A 21,463-nucleotide genomic window follows, 5' to 3' on the forward strand; every position below is an offset into this window, starting at 1 on the left:
ACACTTTTTTAAAAATTTTTTATAAAAATAATTTAAAAACTAAATATTTTCTGTAAGTGAATCTATTTTTTCTCTAGTGCTATCGTCATCTAGACCCAAACCCTTGGCAAAGAAATTAAGACCATCTTTCGTGTCCTCTAAAGTCTCAAAGGAAGCCGAAGCATTATCTATATCATCAACCTTTTGTCCTAAGGGCTTGTCATAAGTTACACTTTTATCTGTGAGTAAAAGTTCTGGATTTAGATTTTTTACGAGTTTAAAGTCAGGATCCATTTCATCACCTATTAGACTTGCGTCAGGATAAAGAGCTTCTGCTCCACTAGGAACTCCTACTACATTTTCATAAGCCAAAAATTTTAATGCCTTTGCAGCCTTAACTGACATGGCAACAATTCTTGGATTTTCTTTTTCCACAAAGAGTTCCCTATCTTTAGTATCTGACCTTTTTTCTTTGTCTACATTTTCTTGGCTTACTTCTTTTTCATTGGAAGTATTTTCTACACTTGCCTCCTCCTTAGACTTACAAGAAGTTAATAGGATCATTATAAGTAAGGCATAAGCGATCTTATTATAAAACTTTCTTTTCATAATAGAGCCTCCTTCTAAATTTTTGCACCATCTTTAATTTATTCTATTAATAGAATATCACATTATCAAGAAAATGTAAGTGCAAAATATTGTAAAAGTTTTAAACATTTAAGAGATCTTGAATAAATCCCATTAAAATTTTTATGTATTTATTATAAAAATTTACAATCATAACCACCGGCTGAGCCGGTGGTTTGTTTTGCCCCTATAAGGGGCTGTTACCGGCAGCATTCCATGCTTCGAACTTTCTTTCTCGTGCACCAATTTTCACAGCTGGTGCTAAAGCACCTTATTTTTTGCTTTTGTTTACTTGCTCACCCGTAAACGGGTCAACAAATTCTTTAATGCTTATTTGATCTGCCATGTAATCTTCTTTTAATTGATTTTTTATATATTCTTGTATCTTTTTCACATTCTTTCCTGCTGTGTCTACATAGTATCCTCTGCACCAAAAATGTCTATTTCCATATTTATATTTTAAGTTTGCATGCCTATCAAATATTATTAGACTGCTTTTTCCTTTTAAATATCCCATCGTTTGAGATATGCTGTATTTTGGTGGAATTTCCAACAACATATGGATATGGTCTGGACAGCATTCCGCTTCTATTATATTTATTCCTTTTCTATCACATAAATCTCTTAATATTTTTCCTATATCTTGTTTTAATCTTCCATATATTAATTGCCTTCTGTATTTTGGAGCAAATACTACGTGATACTTACAATTCCATGATGTATGTGATAAACTATTTTTATCCATTTTAGGATACCTCCCTTTTCTATTTATGCTACTGCCAGTAACATTAATAGTTTATCACGGGAGGTTTTTTGCTTGAAGCTAAAGCTTATTTTCCTACCACCAGCATAGCTGGTGGTTTATTCATACTAAAGCGTACAAGAAAAAACTGCCGCCTTAAGCGACAGTTTTTATTTAAAGTTTAAGATTAAGCATTAGTCTTTTCTGCAGCAGCTTTTTTAGCTTGAGCTTCTGCTATTTTTGCTTGTCTTTCTTTTTCTTTCTTTTCTTTTTCCTTTTGTTTCATTTTTTCCACTCTTTCAGGATATTCACAATAGATTGCTCCTGTTGGACATTTTGAAACACAAATTCCACAGTTGATACACTTGTCATAATCAATTGATGCAAGATTATTTTCTACATGGATTGCATCCTTAGGACAGTTCTTTTCACAGATTCCACATCCTATACAACCAATGCTACAATTATTTCTAACAACTTTTCCTGAATCAAGTGACTTACATTCAACAACTGTTTTTGATTTGTAAGGTCTAAGTGAAATAATTTTCTTAGGACAAATGTTGATACACTTCATACAAGCTACACATTTTTCCTTGTCAACTACTGCTACTCCATTAACCATGTGGATTGCATCGAATTCACAAACGCTAACGCAAGTTCCTCCACCACAGCAACCATAGTTACAAGCTTTTGCACCTTGTTGGTAGTCAGCTATAAGTCTACAGTCAACTAGGTCATTGTAATCATATTTATTTTTTGCCTTGTCACAGTCACCTTGACAGTGAACTACGGCAACATTTCTATCAACATTTTCTGCATTGACACCCATTACTTGGCTGACTTTTTCAGCAGTTTCTGCACCACCAATAACACAACCATTAACTGGTGATGTACCATTGGCAATTGCTTCTGCAAGTCCATCACAACCTGGGAAACCACAAGCTCCACAGTTTGCTCCTGGAAGGGCATCTCTTACTTCAGCTACCTTTGGATCAACTTCTACATAAAAAACCTTTGATGCAATGGAAAGTATTATTCCGAAAAAAGCTCCCGCTATTCCCAAAAACACCATTGGGGTAAGTATTGCACTAATTTCCATAATTACCTCCTATACCAATCCGCCGAAACCTGAGAATGCTATGGCCATAAGACCAGCACTCACAAGCGCAATAGGAACACCTTGAAGTGCCTTAGGTACATCTGCAAGCATAAGTTTTTCTCTTAGGGCTGCGATTAATACTAAAGCTAGTGTAAAGCCTAGAGAAGCTCCAAATCCACTAAAGATTGTTTCTATTAAGTTATATCCGTTTTGCACGTTTAATACTGTTACACCAAGTACAACACAGTTTGTAGTGATAAGTGGAAGATAAACACCCATAGCTTGGTAAAGTGAAGGTGATGACTTCTTAATAAACATTTCTACAAATTGTACTAGAGATGCAATTACAAGTATAAAGGCAATTGTTTGTAAGTACTCAAGTCCAAATTTATTTAGTACGAAATTTTGAATTAGCCATGTTATTGCAGATGCAAGTACAACTACAAAGGTAACGGCAACTCCCATTCCAAGGGCAGTTTCTGTTTTGGAAGATACACCTAAGAAGGGACAAATTCCTAAGAACTGAGCAAATATATAGTTATTTACAAGTATTGTTGAAATTAAAATTGTTAAAATACTCTCTAACATTAGTCTGCCCTCCTATTAAGTAGTAGTTTAAATCCTGCAATTAAGAATCCTAGAAGTATGAAGGCACCTGCTGGAGCTCCCATAAGTCCAATTCCTGGATAGGATTCTGGTAGGACTTGTTTTTCAAATAATGTTCCGTAGCCGAAAAATTCACGCACAAGACCCATGGAAAGAACTGCTATTGTATAGCCAACTCCTGTTCCAAGTCCATCTACTATTGATGGAACAAGTTTGTTCTTGTAAGCGAAACCTTCTGCTTCTCCAAGGATACAGCAGTTAACTACGATTAGTGGTAAGAAAATACCAAGTGCTGCATAAATTGATTGGAAATATGCTTGAAGGATCATTTGTACTAAAGTTACGAAAGTTGCAATTACTACTATAAAACAAGGAATTCTTATTTTATCAGGAATTACATTTCTAAGGGCAGATACTACTGTGTTACTCATTATAAGTACAAAAGTAACTGCCATACCCATTGCTAGTGAGTTAGTTAAGCTGTTTGTAATAGCCAGTACTGAACAAAGACCTATAAGTTGCATGAATACAGGATTGTTTTTGAAAGCACCGTCTAAAAATACTTTAGATAATTTCATTTTAAACCCCCTTATTCATTCTTTAGAACTTCGTTATAAACTTGAATGGCATCATTTGAGCCTGCAAGAGCTGCCTTAGAGGAGATTGTAGCTGATGTCAACCACATAACTTCATTATCAGCCTTAGGTTCCTTAGAAAGTTCTAGAGGACCAGCAGCAGACTTACCTTCATAGGAAGGATAATATTCATCAGTAGTGATTCTAGAACCAAATCCACTTGTTTCTCCATTGGAGATATTTCTAAATCCAGCGATTGTATCGCCTTCAAGTAGAAAACCAAGGGCGTTAGTCATAGCTCCACCATAACCATTTGATTTTACGTTTACACCATATCCAACAACATCCTCACCTTTTTTGGCAACAAAGATTTTTTCTATGTTTGGATATTTTTCTTTTATTGAATCTAATTTAGCTTGATCGTATTCTTCGAAACTATCAGCAGCATCACCAAAAATAACTTCATAGGATGCAAGTGTATTTTTAAGTTCAGTTTCAGCAATTACTGGAGCCGTAAAACTATTTACAGCTGCAAGAAGACCTGCTGATAGGGCACAGAATACTAAAAGTATTATTCCGAATTTTACTGGTTCTTTCATTTACTTCGCCTCCCCATATGCACTTGATATAGTAAGTTTGTCAATTAATGGTGTTGCGAGGTTCATAAGACATATTGCGTATGAAACACCTTCAGGAAGAGATGCCTTAACCCTAATTACTGCAGTTAAGATACCACAGCCAAGAGCAAAAATAATTCTTCCCTTTCTGTTTATTGGGTTTGTAGTGTAGTCAGTTGCCATAAAGATAGCACCAAGTAACAAACCACCTGCAAGTAGTTCATAAGGAATAAGTTCCATTGGGATTCCAAGAACAAATAGACATATTGCAGTTGATGCAACATAAATTACTGGGATTTCCCAAGAAATTACCTTTCTTGCTACTAGGTAAACAAATCCAATTAGAAGTGCAATTGCAGAAGTTTCTCCTATTACACCACCAATATTTCCAATAAACATATCTCCCATTGAAGGAAGATTTGCAAGATCACCAGATGCAATAACTTGAAGAGGTGTTGCATAAGATAGACCATCCACTGCTGCAGATGATGTTGTAAGACCTTGCTTCAATAATTCTGGTGAAATATAATCTGTAATTTGTTTTGGCCAAGATGTCATAAGCACAAGTCTAGCTGCAAGAGCTGGGTTCATAAAGTTGAAACCAATACCACCAAAACATTCTTTAACTACTAATATTGCAAAAACTGATCCGAAAGCTGCCATCCATAGTGGAAAAGATTGTGGCATATTAAGTGCAATCAAAATCCCAGTAACAACAGCAGATAAGTCAGCAATTTGAACAGTTTTCTTTAGGCATTTTTGTGTAATAAGTTCAGTAAATACACAAGCACCAATACATACTGCTAAAAGTGCTATGGCCCTTGTTCCAAAGAAATATACAGAAGCAATCATTGCAGGAGCAAGTGCGATAATAACATCAAGCATAATCTTTCTAACAGTATCATTTGACCTAATATGAGGAGCTAGTGAAACAAAGCGTGCCTCGTTTACTGTCATCGGATCCTTATTAATTTTATTATTTTCCAAATTGATCCCTCCTATCTCTTTTGATTAGCTCTGATTTCTCGTTTAGCTAATTTAACAGATGCTGTAAGATGTCTCTTGGCTGGACAAACAAAGGAACATATACCACATTCCATACATTGGTCAGCGTGAAGATCCATACATAAGTCTACATCTCCCTTTAAAATCGCATGATTAATATCAGTTGGATTTATATTGGCTGGACAATGGTCTACACATCTTGAACATCTAATACATGGAGACTCAATTCTTTCTGTAACTTCTTCTTCAGTGAAAACCAAAATACCAGAAGTAGTCTTAGTAATTGGTGAGTCAAGATTAAATACTGACTTACCAGTCATAGGACCACCACAGATGATTTCTTTGAAGTTGTCTTTAAGACCGCCACAGAAATCTAGGATATCTCCCACAGGAGTTCCTACTTTAACGAGAATATTCTTAGGTTCTTTAATACCAGAACCAGAAACAGTTATAACTCTTTCATAAGAAGGCTTTCCTTCGATCATAGCTTCATAGAAAGCTAGAGTAGTACCAACATTTGTTAGGAAAACTCCAACATCATTTGTTACACCATTTTGTGGAACAATTCTACCAACTACGGCTTCAGAAAGTCTCTTTGAATCACCTTGTGGATACTTAGTTTGACATCCAACAACTTTTAAGTGATTCCAATTAGGATTATTACCTATAACTTCTTCCATCTTAGCAATTGCATCAGGTTTGTTTTCCTCAATTGCCATGTAAGAAGCTTCCTTATTGTAAAAATGTGAGAAGATATCTAAACCTTCTAATATTTCTTCAGTTTTTTCTAGCATAATTCTATGGTCACATGTAAGGAAAGGCTCACACTCTGCACCATTGATTATACATTCGTCTAGAACTGGATCTTCACCCTTAAGTTTTGCATGAAGAGGGAAACCAGCTCCACCCATTCCTACGATTCCCTTTTCCTTAATAAAAGGAATTAAGTCGTCAATAGGATGATCCTTATAATCCTTAAAAGATTTAAGGTCCTCAATCATTTCATCTTTGCCATCGTTTTCTATAACGACGCAATCACAATACCTTCCATCAGCTGTATACATTTTTTTAATCTCTTTAACTGTACCTGATACAGAAGAGTGTATAGCTGCTGAAATAAAAGCTTCAGAATTCCCAACAATTTGGCCAACTTTAACAGAGTCGCCCTTTGAAACAACAGGTGAGCATGGCGCTCCAATGTGTTGTGACATAGGTATGTAAGCAATCTTTGGACTTGGCATCCTCTCAATTGCGATTTTTTCTGTCAAAGTTTTGTGTTCGTCCATATGAACTCCACCTACGGAAAAAGTGAGATTTCTTGAACTCATAAAACTTCACCCCTTATTTGGCTTTAGCCTATATTTTTACCATTTGTTATAATTATAACACTAAATTTTATTAAAGTACATTATTCTACTGAAAAAATTCATTTTGGGAAATCTTTATCATCATTCAAATCTAGTCATTCTTAAAATAGGGTTTCTGATACTCTTTATCAAAAACAAGACCAATAAAAACTTTATTTTATCTCTCTATTTTAATTCTTCGTATTTATTCATCAGCAAATTAAGCGATTAAATTTATAAGCAATTCTTTTTTATCAAAATATTTTCAATTTCACAAGGATAAAATATCTTATTTTATTTTTCTATCCAATAGAATAATTTTTTGAATATAAAAAAGCGACCCTCATATAAGGTCGCCCTATCATTTTTATTATTATTTTAATCTGGAAGAGGAGCTAGGACTAAGGCCCTTCCCTCGATTACAGTTTGTCCATGTTGATTTTCACAAACTGTACTTAATATTACCCTATTTGTGTCAGAGAATAATTCTTCAACAGTACAAGTTGCAGTGATCGTATCACCAAAGTGAACTGGGTGAGTAAATTTAAGATCTTGATTCAAATAAATAGTTCCTGGACCAGGTAACTGAGTTCCTAGCACTGAAGAAATGAATCCTGCACTAATCATACCGTGGGCTATACGTTCTTTAAATCTTGTCTTTTTCGCAAATTCTTCATTTATATGGGCAGGGTTAAAGTCACCAGATACACCGATATAGTTATAAACGTCTGCCTCAGAAACTGTTTTTGTAAAACAAGCACTTTGTCCTACTTTTAACTCATCAATAGTTTTTCCCTTTGTATTATCCATAAGTCACTATCCCTTCTATATTTATTTTGAACGTTTCTTTAGCCAATCTACTACTGTTGGCGCTACTTCTTCCTGACTTCTTCTACTAACAAACATTCCAATGTGTCCTGTAGGGAAAGATTTAGCTGTGTAGTCTTCACTTCCTACACAATCTCCAATTGGAATTGACGCAGCATTTGGAACTTGGTTATCTCTTTCTGCATAAAGGTTTAGGACTGGTTGAGTAATTTTCTTCAAATCTACTTTTTCACCAGCAATTTCCATTTCACCCTTCATTAGGCGATTTTCCCTGTACATTGCATTTAAAAATTCCTTGTATGCCATTCCAACTTGTCCCGGACTATCAAAAATCCATTTTTCCATAGTCATAAAGCTTGAAAGATGTTCAGGATCATCTAGGTCATTTATAACATCTACATATTTATTGACCATTAGTGAAAGAGGTTTTAAAGTTAGGAAACCAGTATTCATAAAGTCCCCTGGCACAACTCCATAGGCCTCTACCATCCTATCTGGATTTAAATATTTTCCCCATTTGAAAAGAAGTCCATCATCTGTTGAAAAGTCGACAGGTGTAACCATAGTCACTAGGTTCTTAATTTTTTCTGGATGAAGAGCTGTGTACATTAAACTAAAAGTACCACCTTGGCAAACTCCAAGAATGTTTATCTTGTCTACTCCCTTTTCCTTTCTAATGTGGTCGACACAATCGTCAATATAAATATTTATATAATCATCAAGACTTATATATTTGTCATCAGCAGTTGGAAATCCCCATTCGATTAAATATAAATCAAGACCACTGTCCACTAACTTTTTAATAAAAGACTTGTCTTGGCCAATATCCATCATAGAAGGAGTGTTAACAAGGGCATAAACAATTAGTGTTGGAACCTTGCTTATACTTCTTGTAGACTTTTTATAGTTATAAAGTTTTAATTTATCTTCCTCAAAAACAACCTCTCTAGGAGTCTGATTGGCGTGGTCATTAGTTGCACTAATCATACTTTCATAACTCTTTAGGAATTTTTCCTGAGCCTTTATTCCTTCCTCAATAGATGTCTTTATATCGAAAAAATCATTATACATATTTTTGCCTCCCTTAATTAACTATTTCAAAATTATAGGAAATAATTATTTGTCACTTTTTAAGCCTTCTTTTCCCCTAAGTTCTTCCAATTCTTTTTTAAGAGACCTAACTTCACGTCTCAATTCGTAAACATTTTTATAAACATTGTCTACTTCTGATTTTGTGACAATTGGAGAATCGCTAAGAGATTTTTCTATTAACTTGTCGTATTCTATTTTAAAAATCATATATGAATCTGCTGCTTTTGCAATAAGCTTTGAGAATTCATCAGTGTAGAAGTACTTTTCAATGGCATTTTCAACATGTTTTGACCACATCTTATAAAACTCATTGAAAGTTTTTGGATCTTCGCCCTTATCAACTGAGTCGAAGTATTCTTCAAAAACTTCTTGAGAATTTTTGTATCCAACTGATAAGGCCTTTGTTATAAATTCTGAAACAGAAATAAGCATATCAACCATAGAGTCTACAGCCCTGTTATTTTGTTCCAGTAATTCTCTAGAACTTCCCACTACAGGAGACTTTACTAAAATTCCAAAAGTCTTATTATAAGCATCCTTCCATTCTTTTAAGGCATCTGATAACTTCATTGGATCCTTATAAATAGATTCCATATATATCTCAGCTATATTTTGGTAAGCAAAAGACCATGGGCCAAGGAAATTTTCTAAAGTTTTTAAATAGGTATTAAAATAGCTTTGAGAATTAACCATTAAACCTTGCATTTCTTTAGGTAAAAGTGGAATCAGATTATTCGTGAATATTTCATTAAATTGCTTTACTAGTTGTTCAAGGTTCTCTTTATAAGTATCAGTTCCTGGCTTTAAAAAGTCGTCATTAAATTTTTTCCATTGTTCATAAGCTCCAAGATACAATTTGTTAGAATTTAGAATTTTTTCGAAGACATCTCTTGTGCCTGCTCCCATCATTTTGCTGGCATCAAGAGGATTGTATAATTCCATCATTTTTGTCCAAGCTTCGTAAGTATTATTGGAAAATACATTTTGTGGGCCTGCATTTTTCATCATATCTTCCCAACTTCTCATCCAAGCTTGTTGAAATTTTGCCCAATCTTGATATTTTGTAAAATCAAAGGCATTATCTTCAGATTCTTTATTTTCAGGGTCTCTCTTTGGCAGAGCATCCACCCATGCTTTCATCATATCTTGGCTTGTCTTGAACATATCATTCCAAGCATTGTAATTCATTGTCATATTATCCTCCCTAAATTTTAGAATTAAAAAATTTATTACTTCATCTTACTAATAGGTTACCCGGTTTTTATATTATAAAACAGCAATATTTGTTTTTGTTAAATAAATATTAAAGTTTATGTAAAATTTATTATTTCTTAGTTTTTTATTTGATTTTTGATTTCTTTATTATAAAATTTTTAATTTTATGTTTCTTCTACTCCCTTCCACAAAATATGATAAAAAAAATTTATTTGGAAATTAAAAAAAGACTTTGTTTGGAAATTCAAAATAAAAATAATTTAGCTTGAGGGTTTATATAAATTATTTTTAATTTAGATTCTTTGTTATTAAACTTTTAATTTTTAATTTTCTTGTCGTCCCTTTCACCATCTATGATTAATTAAAATTTTTATAAACTTAAAACCCAAATAATTTATCTCAAGACTTAATAAAATTTTTATTTTAACCATATTACCTATTATTTAATTGAATTTTAAAAGGTCCTTTTATATCTAATTTTAAAAACTTTTAATCAGCGTCATTTTTTTACAAGCTCATAGTTTATTTGAAAGTCAAAACTTTTTATAAAGTCATAATTTTTTACAAGTTCATAATTTTTCAGAAGCTTATAATTTATTACAAGGTCATAATCTTTCAGAAGTTCTTAACTTATTACAAGGTCGTTCCTTTTTAGAAGATCAAAGTTTATTAGAAGGTCATGATTTTTTACAAGCGCCTAGTTAATTAAAAAGTCTTAATTTTTCTCAAACTCATAATTAACTTAAGACTTGCAAATATTTTAAATATCAGAAATTTTTAAATTTTCATTAATATTTTTATTCACAAAACATATAAGAGAAGGACCCATAAAAATTTGCACAAAAAAGTAGGCTCATCTCTAAGCCTACTCTTAATTTATAATATTTTATTCTTCTTCAACTGTTTCAAGTTCAATTTTTACATCATCACTTGTTATTACTTCAGAGTCTTCTAGAATATTGTAATCTTCTTTTAGGCTTTCGTCGATTCCAATTTGAACCTTGGAATTAATACGAGCGCCTGTACCTGCTGGTATAAGTTGTCCAATTATAATATTTTCCTTTAGACCTTCAAGTTTATCTTCCTTACCCTTGATTGCTGCATCTGTAAGAACTCTTGTAGTTTCTTGGAAGGATGCTGCTGATAAGAAGGATTCTGTTGCAAGGGAAGCCTTTGTGATACCAAGTAAATTAATTTGACCAATTGCTGGTTCTTTACCTGCATCTATTGCGTCCTTATTTGCTTTTTTGTAGTCAACAACATTTACAAGAGATCCTGGAAGTAAATCTGTGTCTCCTGCATCTTCTATCTTGCACTTTGATAGCATTTGTCTAACAATAATTTCAATGTGCTTGTCGTTGATGTCTACCCCTTGAAGTCTATAAACTCTTTGAACTTCTTTTACAATGTATTCTTGTACACCTTTTTCGCCCTTAACACGTAGTAAGTCTTGTGGATATACAGAACCTTGTGTAAGTTCATCTCCTGCTTCAACTTCATCGCCTGCTTTAACCTTTAATCTTGAACCATAAACGATATTATAGGAGTCAACTGTTCCGTCTTCAGCTGTAATAAGAACTTCTCTCTTCTTGTTAGTTTCCTTGATGTCAACTACACCAGCACGTTCTGCAATTACTGCAAGACCCTTTGGCTTTCTTGCTTCGAAAAGTTCTTCAACTCTTGGAAGACCTTGAGTGATATCGGCAGCTGCCGCTACACCACCAGTGTGGAAAGTTCTCATTGTAAGTTGTGTACCCGGTTCACCAATTGATTGGGCAGCAATTACACCAACTGCTTCTCCAATACCAACGTGAGATCCTGTTGCAAGGTTTCTACCATAGCAGTGGGAACAAACACCGCTTTTACTCTTACAGCCAAGAATTGATCTAACCTTAACTTCTTCTATTCCTAGAGATTCAATTAGAACTGCGTCATCATCAGAGATTGGTTCGTTAGCTCCAACTATTAGTTCTCCAGTTTCTGGATTTACAATATCTTCAAAGGAATATCTTCCTTCGATTCTATCTGCAAGAGATTCTATTAGTTCTTTTCCATCTTTGAAGGCTTTAGCTACAAGATATTCATCTGTGCCGCAGTCTTCTTCAGATATGATTACTTGTTGTGAAACGTCTACTAGCCTTCTTGTCAAGTAACCAGAGTCGGCAGTCCTTAGGGCTGTATCGGCAAGACCCTTTCTAGAACCGTGGGCTGACATGTAGAATTCAAGTACTGATAGACCTTCCCTAAAGTTTGAAGTGATTGGAACTTCTATTGTCCTACCTGAAGGTGATGCCATAAGTCCACGCATACCTGCAAGTTGTCTGATTTGGTTCTTAGAACCTCTGGCTCCAGAGTCTGCCATGATGTAGATGTTGTTTAGGGCATCAAAGCCGTCCATTACATCGTCAGTTAAGTCATCTGTGGCCTTGTTCCAAATTTCAATTACCTTTTCATATCTTTCTTCATCAGATATAAGACCTCTTCTAAAGGCTTTTTCATACTTAGCTACTTCTTTTTCAGCTGCTGCTAAAATTTCTGGTTTAGATGCAGGAATTTGTACGTCACCCATTGAAATTGATACTGCTCCAATAGTTGAGTAGTGATATCCTGTTGCCTTGATGTTGTCAAGAAGTTCAGCAGTTTTTATATTTCCATGTTTTTTATAAGTTTTTTCAATTATTTTTCCAAGAAGTTTCTTGTCTACAACTTGGTCAATTTCAAGTGAATACTTGTCTTCATCCCTGTTAACAAATCCAAGGTCTTGTGGGATAAATTCGTTCATTAAAAATCTACCAACAGTTGATGATACAATTTTTCCCCTCTTGTCATTTTCATCTGCATATCTTCTTATAGATACCTTAGATTGAAGGTGTAAGAATCCTGATTCATAAGCGTGGAACATTTCATCATAGTTTCTGTAAATTGATCCGTCGCCCTTTAACTTATCTTCTCTCATAAGAGTTAGATAATATGAACCAAGAACCATATCTTGTGTAGGAGTAGTAATTGGCTTACCATCCTTAAGGGCTAAGATATTGTTAGTTGAAAGCATTAGTAGTCTTGCTTCAGCTTGTGCTTCAGTTGATAGTGGTAGATGGACTGCCATTTGGTCACCATCGAAGTCGGCATTGTATGCTGTACAAGAAAGTGGGTGAAGCTTAATAGCCTTACCTTCTACTAGGACAGGTTCAAAGGCTTGGATACCAAGTCTGTGAAGTGTCGGTGCACGGTTAAGCAGAACTGGGTGGTCTTGGATAACTTCTTCAAGTACATCCCAAACTTCTTCCTTTCCTCTTTCAACCATTCTCTTTGCAGATTTAATGTTATAAGTTAGGCCACGAGAAACAAGTTCCTTCATTACGAAAGGCTTGAATAATTCAAGTGCCATATTTTTTGGAAGTCCACATTGGTAGAATTTAAGATCTGGTCCAACTACGATTACAGAACGACCAGAGTAGTCAACTCTCTTACCAAGTAAGTTTTGACGGAAACGACCTTGCTTACCTTTTAACATTTCTGATAAAGATTTAAGTGGTCTATTTCCTGGTCCAGTAACAGGTCTTCCACGTCTACCGTTGTCAATAAGAGCATCTACAGATTCTTGTAGCATTCTCTTTTCATTTCTAACGATAATGTCTGGAGCATTGATGTCCATTAACTTCTTAAGTCTGTTGTTTCTATTTACAATTCTTCTGTATAAGTCGTTTAAGTCACTTGTTGCAAATCTGCCACCATCAAGTTGTACCATTGGTCTTAAATCAGGTGGTATAACAGGGATCGCATCAAGGATCATCCATTCAGGCTTGTTGTCTGATTGAATAAAGGCATCAATAACTTCAAGTCTTCTTGTTATTCTAATTTTCTTTTGTCCAGTTGCATCTTGGAGCTCTTCTGTAAGTTCGTCATTTTCCCTTTGAAGGTCAACTTTTTCTAGAAGGTCCCTAATAGCTTCTGCACCCATCTTTGCAGTGAACTTGTCACCATATTCTCTCTTGAATTCCCTATACTCAATTTCTGATAATAGTTGTTTTTCATAAAGAGTTGTTTCGCCTGGTTCAACATAAGTTACTACATAAGATGCAAAGTAAAGTACCTTTTCAAGGGCCCTAGGGCTCATGTCTAAAACAAGACCCATTCTTGAAGGGATACCCTTGAAGTACCAAATGTGTGATACTGGAGCAGCAAGTTCAATATGACCCATTCTTTCACGACGAACCTTAGCCTTTGTGACCTCAACGCCACATTTTTCGCAGACTACTCCCTTGTATCTTACTCTTTTATATTTTCCACAGGAACATTCCCAGTCCTTAGTAGGTCCAAATATTTTTTCACAAAATAGACCTTCTTTTTCAGGCTTTAATGTCCTATAATTTATAGTTTCCGGTTTTTTAACTTCTCCATAAGACCAAGATCTGATCTTTTGAGGTGAAGCTAGTCCAATTTTTATTGAATGGAATAATTCATGTTCGCTCAAGGAGCACTTCTCCTTTCATATTAATTAAAACAATAATTAATCTTCAGATTCATCGGATTCATCGTCGTCTTCATACTCGCCGTCTTCATCTTCGTAGATGTGACTTTTTTCAAAAGACTCAACTTCATCATTTGAAATTGTTCTGATTCCAATATTTGCAGTTCCAGTTTGTTCGATAAGTTCCTTTAATTCATCTTCATCTGATTTTGTATTTTTATCATCGATGTTATCAATCTTTGTTAGTTCATCTTCATCAACTTCAAGGTCAACTTCATTGCCCTTATCATCAAGAACTTGAATTTCAAGAGCTAGTGCTTGAAGTTCTTTTATTAGAACCTTAAAGGATTCAGGAACTCCTGGTTGTGGAATGTTTTCGCCCTTAACAATAGCTTCGTAAGTCTTAACACGACCAACAATATCGTCAGACTTAACTGTAAGCATTTCTTGTAGGGTATGGCTAGCACCATATGCTTCAAGAGCCCAAACTTCCATCTCTCCAAATCTTTGTCCACCGAATTGTGCCTTACCTCCAAGAGGTTGTTGTGTAACAAGTGAGTAAGGTCCAGTAGAACGAGCGTGGATCTTTTCATCAACTAAGTGGTGAAGCTTTAACATATACATGTAACCAACAGTTACAGGGTGGTCAAATTCTTCTCCAGTTCTACCATCTCTTAGTTGAATTTTTCCATCTCTAGAATATCCAGCTTCTTCAAGTGTGTCGAAGATGTCATTTTCATTGGCACCGTCAAATACTGGTGTTGCAACGTGCCATCCAAGTTTTTTGGCAGCAAGTCCCAAGTGAACTTCAAGTACTTGTCCAAGGTTCATACGAGATGGAACCCCTAGTGGGTTAAGAACAATTTGGATTGGTGTACCGTCTGGCATGTAAGGCATGTCTTCCTTAGGCATAACCCTAGAGATAACACCCTTGTTTCCGTGACGACCACACATCTTGTCCCCTACTTGAATCTTTCTCTTTGTAGCAACAAAGACTCTTACCATTTCGTTGACACCTGGTTGAAGTTCGTCTCCTTCAGACCTATTAAATGTCTTAACATCAACAACAATTCCATGTTCACCATGAGGAAGTCTAAGGGAAGTATCTCTTACTTCTCTTGCCTTTTCACCAAAGATTGAACGAAGAAGTCTTTCTTCTGCAGAAAGTTCAGTTTCTCCCTTTGGAGTTACCTTACCAACTAGGATATCTCCTGGTTTTACTTCTGCACCAATTCTTATAATACCCCTGTCGTCAAGGTCTTTTAGCATGTCTTCCCCAACATTAGGTATGTCTCTTGTAATTTCTTCAGGTCCAAGTTTTGTATCTCTTGCTTCTGATTCATATTCTTCAATGTGAAGTGAAGTTAATACATCATCAATAACAAGCTCTTGACTTACAAGCATGGCATCTTCGTAGTTATATCCTTCCCAGTTCATAAAGGCTATTAGGATATTTTTACCAAGGGCCATTTCACCCATATCAGTTGATGGACCGTCAGCAATGATTTCTCCTGCTTCTACAAGGTCCCCTTCATTTACAATAGGTCTTTGGTTAATTGTAGTTCCTTGGTTACCACCCATAAACTTGTGAAGTTTATATGTGTCGATTCCCTTGTCAGATTCTCTTTCCACTTCAATATGAACAGAGTCAACTTTTTTGATTTTACCCTTGTTCTTAGAAACAATTACAACACCTGAGTCCTTTGCTGCCCTGTATTCAATACCAGTTCCAACAACAGGAGCCTCAGTCTTTAATAGAGGTACTGCTTGACGCTGCATGTTGGCACCCATTAGAGCCCTGTTGGCGTCGTCGTTTTCCAAGAAAGGAATCATGGATGTACCTACAGCAACAATTTGTTGTGGAGAAACGTCCATGTAGTTTACGTCTTTTATGTCGAAAATATCGGCATTACCGCCATGACCTCTGGCAGCAATCCTATCTTCAACGAATTTATTATTTTCATCAAGTCTTTCGTCAGCTTGAGCAATGATTTGTTCGTACTCAACATCGGCAGTTAGATAATCTATTTGATCAGTTACAACTCCGTCAACAACCTTCCTATATGGTGTTTCAATAAAACCATAGTCGTTGATTCTTGCGTAAGTTGTAAGGGATGTGATAAGTCCAATGTTTGGACCTTCTGGTGTCTCAATAGGACACATTCTTCCGTAATGTGAGTTATGGACGTCACGCACTTCAAATCCAGCCCTATCTCTACTCAACCCACCAGGTCCTAGTGCAGATAACCTTCTCTTGTGAGTTAATTCTGATAGAGGATTATTTTGGTCCATAAATTGTGAAAGTTGGGAAGAACCGAAAAATTCTTTTATCGCAGCTGTCACAGGTCTAATATTTATCAGTGATTGTGGAGTTGTTGCATCAACATCTTGTACAGTCATCCTTTCACGGATAACTCTTTCCATTCTTGAAATACCAATCCTAAATTGGTTTTGAAGAAGTTCTCCAACAGATCTAATTCTTCTGTTTCCAAGATGGTCGATGTCGTCAACGGATCCCACGTTGTTCATAAGTCCAAATTCATAATTTATACCAGCGATAATATCGTCGATTAAAATATTTTTTGGAGATAGTTCTCTATGAGCCTTTACAAGCTCTTCCTTAAACTTTTCTGTGTCTTCAGAATATTCTTCATAAAGTTCATCGAAAAGTGGTCTATATACTTTTTCTTTAAAACCAAGTTCTTCCATGTCGAAGTCTAGTTCATAAGCATCAACAAAGGAGAAGTTGTTTCCAATTACTATTGTATTTTCACTTGCGTGTTCGTAGTTTTCGTCAGTCTTAATTAGGACTTGGTTAACACCAGCTGCTTCAATCTTTTCAGCCTTTGCCCTATTTAATAGTTCGCCAGCTTCTGCTAAGATTTCCCCAGTCATTGGGTCAACTATGTCTTCAGCAGGAATATTACCTTCAAGTCTTGCAGAAATGCCAAGCTTTTTGTTGAATTTATATCTACCAACTTTTGCAAGGTCATATCTTCTGTCATCGAAGAACATATTCTCAAAAAGTGATTGAGCTGAATCAATAGTAGGTGGTTCACCTGGTCTTAATTTTTTATAGATTTCAAGTAAAGCTTCATTCTTGTTAGTAGTAATATCTTTTTCAAGAGTCTTTAATACAGCTTCACTTTCTCCAATTACGTCCATGATTTCTTGGTTAGATTCAACACCAATAGCTCTTAATAAGACAGTAATAGGAATTTTTCTTGTCCTATCAATTCTTACATTGATAACGCCTTGAGCATCAGTTTCAAATTCAAGCCAAGCTCCCCTATTTGGTATAAGTGTTGCCGAATAGATTTTCTTACCTGTCTTGTCTCTTTCTTCCTTATAATATGCTCCAGGACTTCTTACAAGTTGTGAAACAACTACACGCTCTGCCCCATTTATTACAAATGTGCCAGTTGGTGTCATAAGTGGAAGGTCGCCCATAAAGACTTCCTGTTCCTTAACTTCGCCAGTTTCACTATTGATAAGTCTTACCTTTGCCTTTAATGGCGCAGAGTAATTTGTGTCTCTCTGTTTAGATTCGTCTATATCATATTTGATTTCATCAGATAAATGATAGTCCACAAATTCTAAAATTAAATTTCCAGAGTAATCCTCAATAGGAGATACGTCATCAAAAACTTCTTTCAATCCTTCTTCAATCAACCATTTGTATGAAGAAGTCTGCACGTCAAGAAGATTTGGAAGTGACATAACTTCATCTACACGAGAAAAACTCATTCTCTCACGTTTCCCATATTTAACAGGATGTACCATTAATTTTCTCACCCTAGCCTTTCAAATGAGTGTATCCAATTAGAGTACAAATCACCACTCTAATTATTATTATGCAAATAGGTATTTTATCATTATTGCCGACACTTTGCAAGGTTTTTAAATAAAAAAATCCTGCCAAAAGGCAGAATTCTTTTTAAAGTCTAATATAAGCGTAACCTTCGTTTTGAAGCTTTACGATTTTTGTTATAACTAAGTCTTCGATTTTGATTTCTGAAGGAATTAGTTCTTCTTTAAGTCTGTTTTCTTCTAATGCTTTCTTTCCTATTGTAATATTAACCTTTGGATTTCCAATAATTCCTTGGAAGTCAACTCCAGAGTATCTGTTAAATAATGCAGCTGCTTTTGACATTGCAATTATTTCTATTTGGATGTCATCAAAGTTGTCTAACAAGTCTCTTACGTTTGATATTACAGAAGTCCACTTGTCTTGTTCTACTACGTGAAAAATTACCTTCATATGTATCACTCCTTATTAGATAATATTTTACACTAATAAAGAGAAAAAGGAAAGGTCCTTAATAAATTTCTACTTTTTAAGGACAAGTTTTAAAATTTCTCTTATCTCATCAACTCTCAAAAGGATGAGAAGTATAAGATAAATTAGGCCTGCTACAAGAATAGAAATAAGAAGAGATAAATTTATGCTAAAGCTTTTTGTAAGGACTTCATAAACTAGTCTCGATCCAAGAGCCATAGCTCCTGACGAAATTGTTATTTTTATAAGATTTTTAAGAAGCTTCTTATCAAACACATTTCCTATTAGTCTTATAGAAGAAAAATACATTGCAAGGGCTCCAACAATAAAGGAAATTGATGTAGCAAAAGCAATCCCCCTAATTCCCATGACTTTTGATAATAAAAGTGCAAGGGCAATATTAATTCCAACAATAATTAGAGAATTGTAAACTGGCGTCTTGTTGTCGCCAAGAGAGTAGAAGGCTCTTGAAATAATTTCTCTAACCCCAATTCCTATAACTCCAAAGGCAAAGAAAGATAAGACTGTAGCAGTAATCCTAGCATCTTCAACAGAAAATTCTCCCCCAACAAATAAGAGATTTACAATTGGAAAAGAAAAAACATAAAGGCCAAAGGCTGCCGGCACAACTAGGATTAGCATATTTGAAAGACCTTCTGACAAGGCATCTTTTAAATTTTCTAAATCTTTTTTTGATCCAAACTTTGCAAGCTTAGGATAAGTTGCAGTGATAATTGAAGTTACAACAATTCCTGTGACAAAACTTTGCAGCTTATAGGAATAATTTAAGATAGAAATCCCACCAGCATAGGCTCCAGATGCAAGAGAACGTGAAATCATAAAGTTTATTTCAATTGCAGAAGTTGAAATCAAAATTGGAAGAATAGAAGTAAATAACTTCTTAATATCTTCATTGAAATCAATTTTTAAAGAATGCTTGTAGCCAAGCTTCTTAATTGGCCTAATAAAAATCCCATATTGAAGGACAAAGGCCAAGAGAATTCCCACTGCAAGATAATTTATCCCCATCTTGTAGGCAAACCCCATGGAAATAATTATTATGATATTCATAATAATTGAGTGAAGGACAGAAATTACAAACTTTTCATGAATTTGTAAGTAGGCCTTGTAGATAGAACTTACTGCTGTTACGGCAATTGATAGCATGGCAACTCTTGAAACAAAAATTGCAAGCTCAAGCTTTTCTCCAGAAAAACCTTCAGCCATTAACTTGACAAGAGGTCTTGCAAATATAATGGAAAGAATTGTCACTATTGCAAAGACAATAAAAATTATATTTGAAAGATTAGCAGTAAAGATGTCAGCAAGTTTCTTGTCGTCCCTCTCCTTAATTTTGTCGTACATAGGGATATAGCCGTTGGCAACAGCACCACTAATGACATTGGTAAAGGTCATAGGAAGTTGGAAGGCTACTAAAAAAATATCTGCCACCATGCCAACTCCAAAGAAGTAAGCAAGGGCCTTCTCCCTCAAGAGTCCAAAGACCTTGGAGAGGATTGTAATTATCATAAGTATATAAGAAGTTTTCATTTTTTCTCCTTTAATTAAAAAAACTTGGGTTAAACCCCAAGTTATTATATAGTTATTTATTTTTATTTACAAGTTCACTTCTATTGCAATTTAAAAAATTATTTCTCTCTTTCCAACAAGAAGTCAATTATGTTTTTGTGAACAATGCCTTTTTGTGAAAAATCAAATTTATCCATGGAGAGGACATATTTTGGATAATTGTCTTTTATTAAATCATAAACTCCAAACTCCCTTTCTCTAGTTTTTTCATTTTCCATTAGGTATGAAATTTGAAAATAAGAAATGATCTCTCCTCTTTTTGCCACAAAATCTATTTCTCTATCTTTTACTTTTCCAATTTTCACATCATATCCTCGCGATAAAAGCTCAATGTAGACAATATTTTCCAAAGTTTTTTCAATATCTTTAACGTTAGAAAAGCCCATGGACTGTCTAAAGCCATGATCTGTCAAATAATATTTTTCATCAACCTTTAAGAGTTTTTTGCCTTCTAGATCAAATCTTGGAACTTTTTTTAAGACAAAGGCCCTGTTGCAATATTCCAAATAATTTAAAACAGTGTCTACAGAAATATTTCGATTTTCGCTCTTTAAATAATTTTTTATTGCACTAGCAGAAAATGTCGCGCCAATATTTTGCATTGCGAAGCTGAGAATCCTATTAAAAATATCAACATCTCTTATATTGTTGTAGTTCAAAACATCTTTCACGAGGACTGTGTTATAAATATCATTTAAATATTTCTGAGAAACTTCTTCCTCAAGCTTGAAATATTTTAAACCTGGCATACCACCAATTTTTATAAATTTTTGAAATAAATCTTCTTCATTTAAGTCTGAATCTTTGTAAATTTCTGAAAATTCATAGAAACTTAAGGGCTGGATTTCAAATTCAACATATCTACCAGCAAGAAGTGTTGCCAAGTCACCAGATATTAATTTTGAATTAGACCCAGTGATGTAAATGTCTGAATCAAAGCTAACCCTCAGGGCATTTATTACTTTCTCCCAATCTTCGACTAACTGAATTTCATCAAAGAAAAAATAAACTTTTCCCTTTTGGTCTTTCAATTTTTCATTTAAATATTCTTTTAATGCACTTGAATTGTTAATTTCAAAATATTCAAAGGATTCAAAATTCATATAAATTTTATTTTCTTCAGGAATATCCTTTAAAACGTCGTTCTTAATAATATTTAAAATTGTAGATTTTCCAACACGTCTCATTCCAGTTAAAATTTTTACAATTGGTTTATCAATAAAATTTTTAATTTTTTCTATATACCTATCTCTAAAAATATAATCCATTTGAATCCCTCCATCTATTTCGAGTATACTCGAATTTAAATTATTTTTCAACTTGATTTCGATTATACTCGAAAGACTTTGGGATTTTTTATTTATTTCTATTATAATCGAAAGTCTGAATTGT

16 protein-coding genes are annotated in these 21,463 nt (G+C 34.5%); all 16 read right to left on the reverse strand.

Features of this window, described 5'->3' with window-relative positions; translation table 11 throughout:
• Positions 1-39: 39 nt before the first annotated feature.
• Positions 40-588, reverse strand: coding sequence for a substrate-binding domain-containing protein (locus I6I93_RS01540; RefSeq protein WP_112890490.1), 549 nt, complete (start codon positions 586-588; stop codon positions 40-42).
• Positions 589-877: 289 nt separating this feature from the next.
• Positions 878-1,351: an IS200/IS605 family transposase gene (tnpA, locus tag I6I93_RS01545; RefSeq protein ID WP_112889581.1), complete on the reverse strand. Its 474-nt coding sequence runs from the start codon at positions 1,349-1,351 to the stop codon at positions 878-880.
• A gap of 184 nt (positions 1,352-1,535) precedes the next feature.
• Positions 1,536-2,447: an RnfABCDGE type electron transport complex subunit B gene (locus tag I6I93_RS01550; protein ID WP_070702078.1), complete on the reverse strand. Its 912-nt coding sequence runs from the start codon at positions 2,445-2,447 to the stop codon at positions 1,536-1,538.
• 9 nt (positions 2,448-2,456) lie between these two features.
• Positions 2,457-3,035 carry an electron transport complex subunit RsxA gene (gene rsxA / locus I6I93_RS01555; RefSeq protein ID WP_070702080.1) on the reverse strand — a complete coding sequence of 193 codons (579 nt, stop codon included), beginning with the start codon at positions 3,033-3,035 and terminating at the stop codon, positions 2,457-2,459.
• Positions 3,035-3,631: an electron transport complex subunit RsxE gene (gene rsxE / locus I6I93_RS01560; protein ID WP_070702082.1), complete on the reverse strand. Its 597-nt coding sequence runs from the start codon at positions 3,629-3,631 to the stop codon at positions 3,035-3,037. Before rsxE ends, rsxA begins: the two co-directional genes overlap by 1 nt.
• Before the next feature lie 11 nt (positions 3,632-3,642).
• Complete coding sequence (locus tag I6I93_RS01565; protein WP_112890491.1) at positions 3,643-4,227, reverse strand: FMN-binding protein; 585 nt, start codon at positions 4,225-4,227, stop codon at positions 3,643-3,645.
• Entirely contained in the window at positions 4,228-5,232 is a 1,005-nt protein-coding gene (locus tag I6I93_RS01570) for an RnfABCDGE type electron transport complex subunit D (RefSeq protein ID WP_112890492.1), read from the reverse strand.
• 11 nt (positions 5,233-5,243) lie between these two features.
• Positions 5,244-6,578, reverse strand: coding sequence for an electron transport complex subunit RsxC (rsxC, locus tag I6I93_RS01575; protein WP_112890493.1), 1,335 nt, complete (start codon positions 6,576-6,578; stop codon positions 5,244-5,246).
• A gap of 396 nt (positions 6,579-6,974) precedes the next feature.
• A complete protein-coding gene (locus I6I93_RS01580) occupies positions 6,975-7,406 on the reverse strand; it encodes a MaoC family dehydratase (RefSeq protein WP_112890494.1) in 432 nt (143 codons plus the stop codon).
• Between the two features lie 21 nt (positions 7,407-7,427).
• Positions 7,428-8,495: a class III poly(R)-hydroxyalkanoic acid synthase subunit PhaC gene (phaC, locus tag I6I93_RS01585; RefSeq protein WP_112890495.1), complete on the reverse strand. Its 1,068-nt coding sequence runs from the start codon at positions 8,493-8,495 to the stop codon at positions 7,428-7,430.
• A gap of 45 nt (positions 8,496-8,540) precedes the next feature.
• Positions 8,541-9,710, reverse strand: a complete 1,170-nt coding sequence (locus tag I6I93_RS01590; RefSeq protein WP_112890496.1) for a poly(R)-hydroxyalkanoic acid synthase subunit PhaE — start codon at positions 9,708-9,710, stop codon at positions 8,541-8,543.
• Positions 9,711-10,617: 907 nt separating this feature from the next.
• Positions 10,618-14,205 carry a DNA-directed RNA polymerase subunit beta' gene (rpoC, locus tag I6I93_RS01595; protein ID WP_112890497.1) on the reverse strand — a complete coding sequence of 1,196 codons (3,588 nt, stop codon included), beginning with the start codon at positions 14,203-14,205 and terminating at the stop codon, positions 10,618-10,620.
• A gap of 36 nt (positions 14,206-14,241) precedes the next feature.
• On the reverse strand, positions 14,242-17,985 hold the full coding sequence (rpoB, locus tag I6I93_RS01600; protein WP_112890498.1) for a DNA-directed RNA polymerase subunit beta: 3,744 nt from the start codon (positions 17,983-17,985) through the stop codon (positions 14,242-14,244).
• A gap of 154 nt (positions 17,986-18,139) precedes the next feature.
• Positions 18,140-18,463, reverse strand: a complete 324-nt coding sequence (locus I6I93_RS01605) for a DsrE family protein (protein ID WP_112890499.1) — start codon at positions 18,461-18,463, stop codon at positions 18,140-18,142.
• A gap of 69 nt (positions 18,464-18,532) precedes the next feature.
• Positions 18,533-20,032, reverse strand: a complete 1,500-nt coding sequence (gene murJ / locus I6I93_RS01610) for a murein biosynthesis integral membrane protein MurJ (RefSeq protein ID WP_112890500.1) — start codon at positions 20,030-20,032, stop codon at positions 18,533-18,535.
• Between the two features lie 98 nt (positions 20,033-20,130).
• The gene (locus I6I93_RS01615; protein ID WP_112890501.1) at positions 20,131-21,339 is read right to left on the reverse strand and encodes an ATP-binding protein; all 1,209 of its coding nucleotides are present in this window, start codon (positions 21,337-21,339) and stop codon (positions 20,131-20,133) included.
• Positions 21,340-21,463: the final 124 nt, after the last annotated feature.

The organism is Peptoniphilus harei, assembly GCF_016726485.1.
In the GTDB taxonomy this organism is placed as follows: domain Bacteria; phylum Bacillota; class Clostridia; order Tissierellales; family Peptoniphilaceae; genus Peptoniphilus_A; species Peptoniphilus_A harei.